General features: G+C 68.4%; 11 protein-coding genes. 1 reads left to right on the forward strand and 10 read right to left on the reverse strand.

Annotation, left to right across the window (positions count from 1 at the left end; all coding sequences use genetic code 11):
- Positions 1-141 precede the first annotated feature (141 nt).
- Positions 142-1,170 (reverse strand): DUF8189 domain-containing protein, encoded by a 1,029-nt coding sequence (locus ACZ39I_RS30375; RefSeq protein WP_467248086.1) that lies wholly within the window; start codon positions 1,168-1,170, stop codon positions 142-144.
- Positions 1,171-1,240: 70 nt separating this feature from the next.
- Here ACZ39I_RS30375 and ACZ39I_RS30380 point away from each other — a divergent pair, with 70 nt between their 5' ends.
- Positions 1,241-1,606, forward strand: a complete 366-nt coding sequence (locus tag ACZ39I_RS30380) for an NTP pyrophosphohydrolase (RefSeq protein ID WP_352382101.1) — start codon at positions 1,241-1,243, stop codon at positions 1,604-1,606.
- A gap of 70 nt (positions 1,607-1,676) precedes the next feature.
- On the opposite strand, the gene ACZ39I_RS30385 is transcribed toward ACZ39I_RS30380, so the two are convergent.
- The 9 genes from ACZ39I_RS30385 to ngcE form a co-directional block, all read right to left on the reverse strand.
- Entirely contained in the window at positions 1,677-3,176 is a 1,500-nt protein-coding gene (locus ACZ39I_RS30385) for an amino acid permease (RefSeq protein WP_467247962.1), read from the reverse strand.
- Positions 3,177-3,323: 147 nt separating this feature from the next.
- On the reverse strand, positions 3,324-5,243 hold the full coding sequence (dxs, locus tag ACZ39I_RS30390) for a 1-deoxy-D-xylulose-5-phosphate synthase (RefSeq protein ID WP_467247964.1): 1,920 nt from the start codon (positions 5,241-5,243) through the stop codon (positions 3,324-3,326).
- 132 nt (positions 5,244-5,375) lie between these two features.
- Positions 5,376-6,698, reverse strand: a complete 1,323-nt coding sequence (locus ACZ39I_RS30395; protein ID WP_352382106.1) for a sugar ABC transporter permease — start codon at positions 6,696-6,698, stop codon at positions 5,376-5,378.
- Positions 6,695-7,486: an ATP-binding cassette domain-containing protein gene (locus ACZ39I_RS30400; RefSeq protein WP_467247966.1), complete on the reverse strand. Its 792-nt coding sequence runs from the start codon at positions 7,484-7,486 to the stop codon at positions 6,695-6,697. The genes ACZ39I_RS30395 and ACZ39I_RS30400 overlap by 4 nt, the downstream gene beginning before the upstream one ends.
- Before the next feature lie 292 nt (positions 7,487-7,778).
- Positions 7,779-8,870: a sugar ABC transporter substrate-binding protein gene (locus tag ACZ39I_RS30405; RefSeq protein ID WP_467248088.1), complete on the reverse strand. Its 1,092-nt coding sequence runs from the start codon at positions 8,868-8,870 to the stop codon at positions 7,779-7,781.
- Between the two features lie 133 nt (positions 8,871-9,003).
- A complete protein-coding gene (locus ACZ39I_RS30410; RefSeq protein ID WP_467247968.1) occupies positions 9,004-10,203 on the reverse strand; it encodes an ROK family transcriptional regulator in 1,200 nt (399 codons plus the stop codon).
- Between the two features lie 184 nt (positions 10,204-10,387).
- A complete protein-coding gene (locus tag ACZ39I_RS30415; protein WP_467247970.1) occupies positions 10,388-11,311 on the reverse strand; it encodes a carbohydrate ABC transporter permease in 924 nt (307 codons plus the stop codon).
- Positions 11,312-11,328: 17 nt separating this feature from the next.
- A complete protein-coding gene (locus ACZ39I_RS30420) occupies positions 11,329-12,264 on the reverse strand; it encodes a carbohydrate ABC transporter permease (RefSeq protein ID WP_352382113.1) in 936 nt (311 codons plus the stop codon).
- Between the two features lie 67 nt (positions 12,265-12,331).
- Complete coding sequence (gene ngcE / locus ACZ39I_RS30425; RefSeq protein WP_467247972.1) at positions 12,332-13,774, reverse strand: N-acetylglucosamine/diacetylchitobiose ABC transporter substrate-binding protein; 1,443 nt, start codon at positions 13,772-13,774, stop codon at positions 12,332-12,334.
- Positions 13,775-13,980: the final 206 nt, after the last annotated feature.

Consider the following 13,980-nt stretch of genomic DNA (forward strand, 5'->3'; position numbering starts at 1 on the left):
GGCGTCCGGACCGTCGGCACAGCTCGGGTTCTTCGAGGCCGCGCGGGTCCGGAACCGGGTGGGCGCGACCGCCTCCGTGCCGTTCGCAGCGACGGTCACCACCCCTGGGACGCCCGTGGCCCGGCTGTCCGCGGCGGGCCGTCAGACCTCCTGCCAGGCGGCCAGTGCCAGGCCCGGCTCGTCCTTCTGACGGGCGATCCGGAGGTCCCCGTCGGGGGTCACCGTGGCGGCGACGATACGGCCGTCCGCGTCCTCGGCGAGGGCCACGGCCGTGCCCGCGGGCAACTGCGGCCCGGACTCCGTCCACCACAGACCCGCCGACTCCTGCTCGGTCGGACAGGCGGCGAAGGCCACCCGGCCGGAGGCCGAACGCTGGGCGAGCAGCGTGCAGTCGTGGCCCTCGAGGGTGCAGCGCAGCAGGGCCGCCGGGCCGGGGCCCGCCGCCGCCAGCAGCGGGGTGGGCTCGGTGTCCGGGCGCCAGGCGTAGAGCATGCCCTCGGGGTCCGCGAAGAACAGGGTGATGTGCTCCTTCGAGGTGGGCAGCGCGCTGAGTGTGCCCGGCTCGACGCGCACCGGCAGCGGGTCGGCGGGGACGGGAGGCGCGCCCGCCGCGACCTGGCGCCAGCGCAGGAGGCCGGCCGGGTCGGTGCCGTACAGCTCGATCCGGCCCGACTCCCCTGTCACGGCGGTCAGTTGCTCGTGCACGCCGGTCCCCCCGACGTCGGCCCAGGCGTTCCAGCCGCCGCGCTCCTTCTGGATGAGGGCGTGCACACCGTCGCCGCGGTTGCGGACGAAGACATGCGCCCGGCCCTCCGCGTCGACGGCCACGGCGGGTGTGCCGGTGCGCGCGCCGGCTCTGTCGGGGTGGCCGACCGGACTCCAGTCGAGGGCGGCGAGGTGGACGCGGAAGTGCGTGGAGTGGACCAGGCCCGACTCCTGGCCCTTGGTGGGCCGCCAGGCGGCGAGGTGTGCGTAGCCGTCGGCCCCGTGTCCCACGGCGAGGCCGGGGTGCAGGCGCTGCTCGCCGCCGACCTTGCGCCAGGGCAGCCAGGTGTCGCCGCCCGGGCGGCTCTCCGCCCTGCACCACACCGCTTCGTCACGGGTGGCGTAGACGCCGAGTCGGCCGTCGCGGGCGCGGATGAGCCAGTCGCCGTTCACTGTACGGACCATTGACACGGGCCCACTCTAATCGGGCTGTTGGCACCGTCTTCGGGTGGGCCGGTCGTGGGACGCTGGGGGCATGAGTGACGTGCTGCTGGTCGTCGTGGATGCCGCGAATGTCGTCGGGTCGGTGCCGGACGGATGGTGGCGGGACCGGCGGGGGGCCGCGGAGCGGTTGCGGGACCGGCTGGCGGTGGACGGGGTACCGGGGCGGGCCGGGGCGGTCGAGATCGTGCTGGTGGTGGAGGGGGCGGCCCGGGGGGTGGAGTCCGTGCCGGGGGTCCGGGTGGAGTCGGCCGCGGGAAGCGGGGACGACCGGATGGTGGAGCTGGTGGCACAGGCCGGCGAGCGGCCTGTGCTGGTGGTCACCGCGGATCGTGAACTTCGGCGGCGGGTCGGCGAGTTGGGAGCGGAGGTGGCGGGGCCGCGGACGGTTCGGCCGTGAGCGCGTTCCGATGTACGCCGTTGTGCCGTCCGGAGGTGGGTGCAGCCGCCTGCCTGGCTGCACCCCCGGGTTACTCCGTCCTGCCGGCCGTCGTCGCCGTGCTCCGGCCGAGGCGGCTGTGGCTGCGGCCGTAGAGGAAGTACACGGCGAAGCCGATGACCATCCAGATCGCGAACCGCAGCCAGGTCTCGGTCGGGAGGTTGAGCATCAGCCAGAGGGAGGCCGCCACCGACAGGATCGGGATGAACGGCACCCACGGGGTGCGGAAGGCGCGGGGCAGGTCGGGGCGGGACCTGCGGAGGATGATCACGCCGATGGCGACGACCACGAAGGCGAACAGGGTGCCGATATTGACCAGTTCGGCTAGTTCGCTCAGGGGCGTGAAGCCGGCGACGATCGCGATGATCACGCCGAGCAGGATGGTCGGGCGGTGCGGGGTCCTGAACTTCGGGTGGACGTGCGAGAAGAACGTGGGCAGCAGTCCGTCGCGGCTCATCGCGAAGAAGACCCGGGTCTGGCCCAGCAGCAGGATCATGCACACCGTCGTGAGGCCCACCGCGGCGCCGAAGCTGATGAAGCCCGCGAACCAGGGGTGGCCGGTGGCCTTGAAGGCGTCCGCGAGCGGGGCCGTGATCGACAGGTCGGTGTACTTCTGCATGCCGGTGACGACGATCGACACGGCCACGTAGAGGGTCGTGCAGATGAGGAGGGAGCCGAGGATGCCGCGGGGCATGTCGCGCTGCGGGTTCCTGGTCTCCTCGGCGGCCGTGGCGACGACGTCGAAGCCGATGAAGGCGAAGAAGACGACGGAGGCGGCGGTGAAGATGCCCATCACGCCGAAGTTGGAGGGCGCCCAGCCGAACATCAGCTGGATCAGCGGTGACTGGAGACTGTCACCGGCCGGCACGTCCTGGGCCTTCGGGATGAACGGGTCGTAGTGGTCGCCCTTGATGAAGAAGGCGCCCGCGATGATCACGGTCAGCACGACCGCCACCTTGATGGCGACGACGATCGAGGTCACGCGCGCGGAGAGCTTGGTGCCGAGGACGAGGATTCCGGTGAGCACCAGGACGAGCGCGGCGGCGAGGATGTCGAAGCCGAAGCCGTGGGCCCCGTCACGGCTGCCGAGCGCCGCCGGCAGATGCCAGCCCGCGTTGTCCAGCAGCGAGGCGATGTAGCCGGACCAGCCGACGGACACCACCGCCGTGCCCAGCGCGAACTCCAGGACCAGGTCCCAGCCGATGATCCAGGCGGGCAGTTCACCGAGGGAGGCGTAGGCGAAGGTGTACGCCGACCCGGCCACCGGGACGGTGGAGGCGAACTCGGCGTAGCAGAGCGCGGCGAGCGCGCAGACGACGCCGGCCACGACGAAGGCCAGGGCGACCGCCGGGCCGGCGTTGTTCTTGGCGACGGTGCCGGTCAGGACGAAGATGCCGGTGCCGATGATGACACCGACGCCGAAGACGGTCAGATCCAGCGCGGACAAGGACTTCTTGAGCGCGTGCTCTGGCTCCTCGGTGTCGAGGATGGACTGCTCGACCTTCTTCGTCCGGAAGAGGGTGCTGCTCACGGGTACCTCCCACGCTGTGTCGTCCCCGACATGATCGAGAGGGGGCGTAGGTCGTATGCCCCGGCACGGGCGTATTCACGCGAACGGGCCGGTGACACCACTGCCAAGAGTGGTGTCACCGGCCCGTACGGCCGAGCTGGGAAGGCGCTAGTCGCGGGCGGGCTCCGCCTCGGCGGGGGCCCTGTCGTACCGGCCGTCCAGCTTCGAGACGAGACCCGTGACCTGGCGGGCGATGTCGGGCGCGGTCAGCCCGATCTCGGCCATGATCTCGGCGCGGGAGGCGTGGTCGAGGAAGCGGGGCGGGATGCCGAAGTCGCGCAGCGGGACGTCGACGCCCGCGTCGCGCAGGGCCTGTGCGATCGCCGAGCCGACTCCGCCGACGCGGCTGTTGTCCTCGACGGTGACGACCACGCGGTGCCGCTCGGCGAGCGGGGCCATGGCCTCGTCGACGGGCTTGACCCAGCGCGGGTCGACGACGGTGGTGGAGATGCCCTGCTTCTCCAGCAGGCCGGCGATCTCCAGGCACATCGGGGCGAGGGCGCCGATGGAGACGAGGAGCACGTCGGGCCTGTCCGTCCCCGGCTCGCGCAGCACGTCCATGGAGCCGACGGTGCCCACGGCGGGTACGGCGGGGCCGACGACGCCCTTGGAGTAGCGCAGCACGGTCGGCGCGTCGTCGACCTGGACGGCCTCGCGCAGCTGGGCGCGCAGCTGCTCGGCGTCGCGCGGGGCGGCGAGCCGGAGCGTCGGCACGACCTGGAGCATCGACATGTCCCACATGCCGTTGTGCGAGGCGCCGTCGTCGCCGGTGACACCGGCCCGGTCGAGCACGAACGTCACACCGCACTTGTGCAGGGCGACGTCCATGAGGACCTGGTCGAAGGCGCGGTTGAGGAAGGTGGCGTAGACGGCGAACACGGGGTGCAGGCCGCCGGTCGCGAGGCCCGCCGCGGACACGGCCGCGTGCTGCTCGGCGATGCCGACGTCGTAGATGCGGTCGGGGAAGGTGTCCGCGAACTTCTTCAGTCCGACCGGCTGGAGCATCGCCGCGGTGATGGCGACGATGTCCTCGCGCTCACGGCCCAGCTTGACCATCTCGTCGCCGAAGACGGAGGTCCAGCTGGCGGCGGAGGCCTTCACGGGCAGGCCGGTGTCGGGGTGGATGGGGCCGATGCCGTGGAAGCGGTCGGCCTCGTCCTGCTCGGCGGGCTTGTAGCCGCGGCCCTTCTCGGTGAGGCAGTGCACGATGACCGGGCCGCCGAACCGCTTGGCGCGGGCCAGCGCCGACTCCAGCGCCTCGATGTCGTGGCCGTCGATGGGGCCGACGTACTTCAGGCCGAGGTCCTCGAACATGCCCTGGGGCGCGATGAAGTCCTTGAGGCCCTTCTTGGCGCCGTGCAGGGTCTCGTAGAGCGGCCGGCCGACGACCGGGGTGCGCTCCAGGAGGTCCTTGCCGCGGGCCAGGAAGCGCTCGTAGCCGTCGGTGGTGCGCAGGGTCGCGAGGTGGTTGGCGAGGCCGCCGATGGTCGGCGCGTAGGAGCGCTCGTTGTCGTTGACGACGATGACGAGCGGACGGTCCTTGGCGTCGGCGATGTTGTTCAGCGCCTCCCAGGCCATACCGCCGGTCAGGGCGCCGTCACCGATGACGGCGACGACATGGTCGTCCCGCTCGAGGACCTGGTTGGCTTTCGCGAGGCCGTCGGCCCAGCCGAGGACGGTCGAGGCGTGGCTGTTCTCGATGACGTCGTGCTCGGACTCGGCGCGCGAGGGGTAGCCGGACAGCCCGCCCTTGGAGCGCAGCTTCGAGAAGTCGTGGCGCCCGGTGAGCAGCTTGTGCACGTACGACTGGTGGCCGGTGTCGAAGAGGACCCGGTCCTTGGGCGAGTCGAACACCCGGTGCAGGGCGATGGTCAGCTCGACCACACCGAGGTTGGGGCCGAGGTGGCCGCCGGTCTTGGAGACCGCACCGACGAGGAAGTTCCTGATCTCCTCCGCCAGCTGGTCCAGCTCCTCGAGGCTGAGCCGGTCCAGATCGCGCGGTCCCCTGATACGGGTCAGCAGCGGCACCCGTGCCTCCTTGCGTTAGAGCTGATCGAGCTTTGCCGGGCGGGTCGAGTCTAATGTTCTGCGAGAACAATCTTGCCCGGCACCTGGTGGGTGCCGGGCAAGAGGATCGACCCTGAAGGGTGCGACCAGGAGCTATCCGCGACCCGCCGCCTTCTGAGACCTGCGCGACACCGAGTCGATGACGACCGCGCCCAGCAGAACACCACCGGTGATCATGTACTGGATCGAGGCGTTCATGTTCAGCAGGTCCAGACCGGTCGTGATGGACTGGATGACCAGCATGCCCAGGAGGGCGGACCACACCGAACCGCGGCCGCCGAACAGGCTCGTACCGCCGATGACGGCCGCCGCGATGGCGAGCATCAGGGTGTTGCCGCCACCGGCGGACAGCGTGGCGCTCGCGGTCTGACCGGCGAAGAACATACCGCCGATCGCCGCGAACCCGCCGGAGATGGCGAAGACGGTGATCCGGACCATCGGCACGTTGATACCGGCACGACGGGCCGCCTCGATGCCGCCGCCGACCGCGAAGACCTTGCGGCCGTACGTCGTACGCCGCAGCACGAAGTCCACGATCACCAGCGCCGCCAGGAAGATCACCAGCGAGTTGGAGACCCCGTTCGCGTTGTTGAGCACGGCCGCGGCCACGAAGGACGCGACGGCGAGCGCGCCGACGCGCAGCAGGATCTCGCCGGTCGGCCGGAACGGCACACCCGCGGCCTTGCGGCGCCGCTGCTCGCCGAAGTTGCCGACGAGGGTCAGCACGACGGCGAGGCCGGCCAGCAGGTACCCGCCGATGATGGCCTGGTCCATGAAGAAGGAGTTCTGGCCGAGCAGGTGGATCGGACCCGAGTCGGACGGGATGTTGATGGTGCCGCTGGAGCCCAGCAGCCACAGCATCAGACCGTTCCAGCCCAGGAGGCCGGCCAGAGTGACGACGAATGCCGGCACCCCGATCTTGGCGAAGAACCAGCCGTGCAGTGCGCCGATGGCGATGCCGACGAGAATCGCCAGGAGCAGCGCGAGCCAGGCGTTCATGCCGTGCTGCACCACCCACACGGCGAACAGGGTGGAGGCCAGGCCGCTGACGGAGCCGACCGACAGGTCGATCTCGCCGAGCAGCAGCACGAACACCAGGCCGATGGCGATCATGCCGGTGGCCGACATGTAGTAGCTGATGTTGGAGAGGTTGTCGGCGCTCAGGAAGCGGTCGTTCTTGAACTGGAAGATCGCCCAGATGACGATCAGGCCGATCACGACCGGCAGGGAGCCCAGCTCACCGCCCTTGACCTTGCGGGTGAACTCGGTCCAGTAGCCCTTGAGGCCCTCTTCGCGGACCAGCAGCCGGGGGTCGACCACCGAGACCGGCGCGGCGGTGGGATCGTCGGCGGGGGCGACCGTGGTCTGGCCCTTCGTCGCGGCGTCCGCCTTGGAAACCTTGGATGTGTCGCTCACTTCGCGGCCTCCGTGCTGCGACGCCCCGCGCGACGGGTCACGGCGTTGTCCGTGGCACCCGTGATGGCGGAGATGATCTCTTCCTGACTGGTGTCCTTCACCGAGAAGGAACCGTTGTTCCTGCCCAGCCGCAGCACGGCGACGGTGTCGGCGACTGCCTTCACGTCGGCCATGTTGTGGCTGATGAGGATGACGCCGAGGTTGCGCTCGCGCAGCCGCTCGACGAGGTCGAGGACCTGTGCGGTCTGCTCGACACCGAGGGCGGCGGTGGGCTCGTCCAGGATCACGACCTTGGGGTCGCCGATCAGGGCGCGCGCGATGGCGACGACCTGGCGCTGACCGCCGGAGAGGCTCGCGATCGGGATGCGCACACTCGGGATGCGGATGGACAGCGTGCTCAGCAGCTCGCGGGCCTTCTGCTCCATCGTGACCTCGTCGATGATGCCGCGGCGCAGCAGCTCGCGTCCGAGGTAGAGGTTGCCGACCACATCGAGGTTGTCGCACAGGGCGAGGTCCTGGTAGACCGTCGCGACGCCGAGTCCCTGGGCGTCGTGCGGCTTGTTGATGCTGACCGGGGTGCCGTCCCACTCGATGATGCCCTCATCGATCGGGTGGACACCGGCGATCGTCTTGACCAGCGTGGACTTTCCGGCGCCGTTGTCGCCGACAAGGGCGACCACTTCACCGGCGTGGACCTCCAGTTCGACATCGGTGAGGGCCTGCACCGCACCGAATCGCTTGGAGACTCCGCGCAACGCCAGCACGGGCGTAGCGGACACGTGAACCATCTCCTTCGCCGCCTGACCGGCGGGGATGCCGCGCTTGGGGTAAGGCGCGGAGGGGTCGTACGCACGGCACTCGGCTCGTAGCACTCGACTGACGAGTTGTGCCGTTGGTACGCATTTACTAGTCGAACATGCGCGCGGCCGATGCCTCTTGGCAACGGCTGCGTCCGCCATGCTTCCGTCCGGCGCCCGCCCCGCAGCGGGGTATGAAGGCGGTGCGGGCACCGGACAGGCTCTGTGCCTGCCTGTCGGGGCGGGTCCCGTCGAAGGACTCGCCCCGAGGGCTCAGCGGCTCTTACTGAAGGCCGGCCTTCTTGCACGCGGCGGCGTAGTCCGCGGTGCAGATGTCGGTGACCTTGTACAGACCGTCCTTGACGACCGTGTCGTTGATGTTCTTCACGGTCACCGAGACGGGGGTCAGCAGCTTCGCCTGGACCTTGTCGCCGGAGCCGCTGGTCACCGTGGTGTCGGCCAGGGACTTGATGTCCTTGCCCTGCAGCAGGTTGACCGCGAGCTCGGCGGCGGTGTCGGCCTCCGGCTTGTAGGCCTTGTAGACCGTGGCGGACTGGGTGCCGGCGACGATCCGCTGGATGGCCGCGAGCTCGGCGTCCTGACCGGTCAGCGGGATGGTGCTGATGCCCGCGCCCTTGAGGGTGTTGGCGATACCACCGGCCATGCCGTCGTTGGCGGCGTAGACGCCCGCGATGTTCTTGGCGCCCAGCTGGGTGATGGCCGCGGACACCTTCTGCGCGGCGACGGTGTCCTTCCACAGGCCGGACTGCTCGTAGGCGATCTTGACCTTGCCGTCGAGGACCTTGTGCGCGCCTTCCTTGAACTGCGCGGCGTTCGGGTCGGCGTCGTCACCGTTGATCATGACGACGTTCGCCTTGGGCGTCGCCTTGGAGCCGAGCGCGTCGAGCAGGGCCTGACCCTGGAGCTCGCCGACCTTGACGTTGTCGAAGGAGACGTACGCGGAGACCGGGCCCTGGGCCAGACGGTCGTACGCGACGACCTTGACGCCCTTGCTGACCGCGGAGGCGATGGAGGACTTGATGGCCGCCGAGTCCTGCGCGGAGACCACGATCACCTTGACGCCCTTGGTGACCATGCTGCTCATCTGCTGGGCCTGCTTGGCCGGGTCGGCCGCGGCGTTGGCGTAGGAGACGGTGCAGTCGCTGCACAGCTCCTTGACCTTGGCGACGAAGTACGGCTTGTCGAACTTCTCGTACCGCGCGGTGACGTTGTCGGGCAGGAGCAGGCCGATCGACTTGCTGCCGGAGCCGGAGCTGCTGCTGTCACTGCCGCTGTTGTCGTCGCCGGCCTTGCCGCAGGCGGCGACCGAGACGGCGAGAGCCGAAATCGCTACGGACACGGCGGCACGACGCATGAGCGTGTTCACTTGAGAAACCTCCCTGACGAGGCCGCGTCGTTGCGGCCGAGGTGGCTGGAAGTCAACTCGGCCGCACGTGCGACGTCAAGAAGTAAATACTTAACGAGATGGCAACGGCGTCCTGCGTTCTCTAAGTGAAGGCAGGTGCCGCTGCATGCAGCGTGCTGTCCAAAAGGGTCGAATCGCCCATCTCGCTGAGGGCGAGGGCGAGCGCTCCGAGCACCTCCGCGCGACCTCCAAGTGCCCCTGGAAGCACACTCAGTTGACGTGCCGCACTGGGGATCGCATAGCGGCCGACGGACTCCCTGATCGGCCCGAGCACCAGCTCACCGGCCTCGGCGAGATCACCGCCCAGGACGACTCGGCTCGGGTTCAGCAAGTTGCAGAGATTGGCGACTCCACTGCCGATGTGTCGGCCGACGTCGGCGATCACCCGACGGCAGCCAGGGTCTCCGTCCCGTGCGAGTCGAACAACGCCTTCCATGGTGAGATCGGTGCCGTGGCTGGACTGGAGAAGCGGGAGCACATAGCGCGCGGCCGCGAAGGTCTCCAGGCAGCCGCGGTTGCCGCAACGGCAGACGGGGCCGGACTCATCAAGAGTAATATGCCCGATTTCTCCCGCAGTGCCACCCGGGCCGCGGTAGATCTTGCCCTGGATCACCAGACCGGCGCCCACACCGCTCGCGACCTTGATGTACGCCAGGTCGCGCACCCCCCGGCCACTGCCCCAGACCAGCTCGCCGAGGGCGCCGAGGTTGGCGTCGTTGTCCACGTGGACGGGCACGCCGAGGCGCTCCCCGAGCTCCTCGGCGGGCTTGGTGCCGATCCAGCCCGGCAGGATGGCGGAGGAGCCCAGGGAGCCGGATTCCAGGTCGATCGGGCCGGGCACGCCGAGGCCCACCCCGGCGATCTTCGAGCGGTCCACGCCGGTCGCCTCGATCAGCCTGCTGACCAGCTGTTCCGCCCGGTCGAAGCCCTGACTGGAGGAGGCGTCCACGTCCAGCGGCTCGGACTCCTCGGCGAGCACCTGATGGGCGAGGTTCCCGATCGCGACGCGCAGATGGGTGTGCCCGAAGTCCACCCCTATGACGATGCCCGCGTCTCCGCTCAGGGAGACCGCACGGGCCCGCCGGCCACCCGCCGAAGTGGGCGTGACCTCGACGGTTCCGCCGTCCTTGAGCTCACGGACGATGTTGGAGACGGTCGCGGCGGACAGTCCCGTGGTCCGGGCGATCTCCGCCTGCGTGAGGGACCCGGCCAGCCGGACGGCCCGTACCACCCGCTCCAGGTTGGCTCGGTGCAGCGACGACTGCGACCCCGGAGTCTCCACGACGACCTCCTGCGCGCGGGGACCGCATCGATGAGGCCCCGTCTATGTCCAACTAGTGAACTCTAAGCTGAGCCGTTCGGGTCGCCTCCCGTCAAGAGGTTGAACACTATCCGGGGTGTAGGGCACACGTGAGCGCACCGTCACCGAAGGCGGGGACGGTGCGCGTGCGTGCGCTCGCGCAGCGCTACTTCAGGGTCGCCGAAGTCAGCCCCGCCTGCACCTGGCGCTGGAAGGACAGGTACACCACCAGCATGGGGATCATCGCGATGGTCACCCCGGCGAAGAGCACGGGCAGGTCCGAGGCGTATCCCATCTGCTGCTGGAGCTGGATCAGGCCCTGGGTCAGCACATAGCGCTCCGGATCGTCGCCGCTCTGCGGCTGCATCAACACCGTGGGAAGGATGAACTGGTTCCACTGGCCCAGGGTGTTGAAGATGCCGACGCTGATCAGTCCCGGCTTCGCCATGGGCAGCATGACCTGGAAGAAGGTCCGGGTGTGGGAGGCGCCGTCGAGGACCGCGGCCTCGAAGACGGCCGTCGGCAGCGTCCGGAAGAAGGCGTGCATGAAGAACACCGTGAACGGCATCGAGTAGGCGACGTACACCAGGATCAGCCCCTGGTAGGTGTTCAGCATGTCCAGCCGCTTCACCATGAAGAACAGCGGCACCAGGGCCAGGAACACCGGGAACATCGCGCCCGCGACGAAGAAGAAGTACAGGGACCTGTTGCCCCAGAACTGGTAGCGGGCCAGGACGTAGGCGGCCATGGAGCCGAGCAGCATCGTCAGCGGCACCGAGAAGACCAGCACGATGACGGTGTTCAGGAAGTAGTCGCCGATGCCCTTGTCCCAGGCCCGTCCGAAGACGTCGAGGGACCAGTTCTGCGGCCAGCCGAAAGCCGAACCGCCGATCTGGACATCGGTCTTGAAGGAGCTGAGCACCAGCCACAGCAGTGGCAGCACGATCAGCAGGGCCCACAGCGCGAGGAAGCCGTGCGAGAAGGCGTTCAGGACGACGCCCTCGCTGCGCTCGCTGCCGGGGCGGGCCGGGGCCGTGCCGGTGGCCCGCTGTGCCGGGACGGCGGCGGTCTCCTTGATGGGTGCGCTCATCGTCGTATCTCTCCCGCTCAGAACTCGACGCGGTCGCGGCGGGTGGCACGCAGCATGACCACGGACAGGACCAGGGTGAGCAGCAGCATGACGACGCCCATCGCGCAGGCGTATCCGCTCTTGCCGAAGTACTGGAAGTTGCGCATCATCACCGTCGACATCACGTCGCTGTGATGGTCGGGGCCGCCTCCGTAGGCGCCCATGTTCTGGGTCATCGACGAAACCAGCACGAACATGTCCATCGCGACGATGCCCAGATAGACCCAGGCGGTCTGCACGGTGTCCCACAGCAGCGGCAGCGTGATGCGGAAGAAGGACTGGTTGCGGCCCGCGCCGTCGATGAGCGCAGCCTCGTAGATGTCCCTCGGAATGGACTGCATGGCAGCCGAGAACAGCACCAGGTAGAAGCCGACTCCGTGCCAGACCACGGCGATGACCAGCATCCACAGCACCAGGTCGGGCTCGTTGAGCCATTCCATCGGATTCTCGGCGGAGACCAGGCCGAGTTTGATCAGGATTCCGTTGAGGAGTCCGCCGCCGTCACTGCGGTACACCGCGTTGAACAGCACGGCCACGATCGCCAGCGACAGCACCTGGGGAAAGAAGTAGACGACCTTGTAGATCTGCGATCCGGCGACTCCCCGCACCCCCCCGGCCCTGCTGCGGCCTCCCGCGTTCAGCATGAACGCGAAGAACAGGGCGAGCAGAATGGTGATCACCGGGATGAAGATCAGGAACAGGATGTTGTGCCAGATCGCCTGCATGAACACGTCGTCCTGGAACAGCGCCTTGTAGTTGTCCAGGCCGATGAACTCGAACGTCTGCGACTGCCCTTTCCAGTCGGTCAGCGAATAGCCGAACGTCTGGACGTAGGGCCAGATCACGAAGATCAGATAGAGCGACACGGGAGCGAAGAGAAAACCCGCGACGAACCTGTACTGCCCTTTGCGCATTGGCGATTCCTGCCCCTGGTCTCCTTTCCCGGGCCGGAGCACTCCGGCCCGGGAAACGGCGTTGCGGTCAGTCCCGGTGGTTCTTCTTGGAGGCCGGGTCCTTGGCCTGCTTGTCGACCGCGGCCTGGGCCCGCTTCAGCCACTCCTTCGGCTGGATGCGCTTGGCCATCAGCTCGTTGGACGCGGCCTCGATCGCCGCTCCCATCTCGCTGTACCACTCGGTGTACAGGTAACGGAAGGTGTCGTCACCGGCCGCCTTCGAGGCCTCGACGGTGGACTGGGTGCCGGGGCGCAGCTTCACGCTCGGGTCCACGCCGTCCTTGAGGATGGTGAGGGAGTTGGCCTCCTTGGCGAAGAGCGTCGACCACTCCTTGGAGAGCATGTGCCGCATGAACTCCTTGGCGCCCGCCAGGTTCTTGGCCTTGGCCGGGATGATGAAGGGCTCGCCGGAGCCGGCCCGGATCGCCTCGAAGGGCAGCGCGCTGTCGGGCAGCAGCGGCATCGGCATGAACTTCATGTCGAAGTCCGCCGACGTCTGCTTGAGCTGCTCGTTCTCCAGCCAGGAACCGCAGGTGATGAAGGCGGCCTTGTACTGGTTCCAGCGGGTCTGGGACTCGGTGTGGGTGAGGCCGTTGGTGCCCGGCATCAACAGACCCTTCTCCACCACCTCGTAGATCGCCTCGACGCCGGCCTGGGCCGCGTCCGAGCCGACGAAGGCCTTCGGGTCGAGGTTGTCGATGGCCTTCATGGCGTCCAGACCGCCCTTCTTGGCGATCAGGTCCATGATGGCGACGTTGATGTAGTACGGGTACTTGCCCTGGTGGGCGAGGCCGCCGATGCCCTGCTTCTTGGCGTCCTGGCAGACGGCGAGGAAGTCGTCCCAGGTCTTGGGCTCCTCCCAGCCCTTCTCCTTGAAGAGCTTGCCGGAGTACCACAGGCCCCAGACCGTGTAGATGTAGTTGAGGGCGACGACCTTGCCGCCCTGGAGACCCGCGTCGAGGGTGCCCGGGATGATGAGGTCGCGGACCTTCTTGCTCGGGTCGTCGATCGCGGGCGCGTCCAGAACCACGGCGAGATCGAGCAACTGCCCGTTCCTGTAGAGGACGTCGACCTTGATCTGCTGGGCGCCGGAGTCGTCGACGATGTCCGGCGGGTTGCCCGCGTTGAAGCGCGGCTGGAGCTTTCCGGTGATCTCCTGGGTGCCGGTGTGGGTGGAGGTGATCCCGAGCTTCTTCTGGAAGTCGGCTTCCCACGCCTTGGCGTAGTCGTCGCCGTAGCCGCCCTTGAAGATCACGACGTCGAGCTTGCTGCCCTTCGCCGCGCCGAAGGGATTGTCCTTCGAGGCGGTGCCCTTGGTGCTGTCGTCACTCGAATCGTCGCCGCCGCTGGCGCAGGCGGACAGAAACCCGGTCGCGGGAACGGCGGCCAAGCCGAGCGCGGCGGACCGCTTGATCAGATCGCGGCGGCCGACACCTTCATCACCGTGGCTGTCTGCGGAAGTGGATCCCATGCTCAAGTCCTCGCCTTCTCCAGGACTCAGGCGGTGAACCGGATCCTCCCCGGCACCGCGGTCAGGTCAAGCAGGTTCGTGCAGGAGCTTCGTGCAAGAGGTTCGTTCAAGAGGGGTGAATCGCCGACAGGTATAGTCCACTTCCGGTCGACGTAGCAAGATCGAATGCAATGTTGGCCATGGGTGTTTTCGAGTTGAGACCTCGC

The sequence above is a fragment of the Streptomyces sp. NPDC024687 genome, from assembly GCF_055559055.1.

Bases quoted from the DNA above. Each gene is read 5' to 3' on its own strand.
- ACZ39I_RS30375 (WP_467248086.1), bottom strand. From the start codon at position 1,170: ATGGTCCGTACAGTGAACGGCGACTGGCTCATCCGCGCCCGCGACGGC.
- ACZ39I_RS30380 (WP_352382101.1), top strand. From the start codon at position 1,241: ATGAGTGACGTGCTGCTGGTCGTCGTGGATGCCGCGAATGTCGTCGGG.
- ACZ39I_RS30400 (WP_467247966.1), bottom strand. From the start codon at position 7,486: ATGGTTCACGTGTCCGCTACGCCCGTGCTGGCGTTGCGCGGAGTCTCC.
- ACZ39I_RS30405 (WP_467248088.1), bottom strand. From the start codon at position 8,870: ATGCGTCGTGCCGCCGTGTCCGTAGCGATTTCGGCTCTCGCCGTCTCG.
- ACZ39I_RS30415 (WP_467247970.1), bottom strand. From the start codon at position 11,311: ATGAGCGCACCCATCAAGGAGACCGCCGCCGTCCCGGCACAGCGGGCC.
- ACZ39I_RS30420 (WP_352382113.1), bottom strand. From the start codon at position 12,264: ATGCGCAAAGGGCAGTACAGGTTCGTCGCGGGTTTTCTCTTCGCTCCC.
- ngcE (WP_467247972.1), bottom strand. From the start codon at position 13,774: ATGGGATCCACTTCCGCAGACAGCCACGGTGATGAAGGTGTCGGCCGC.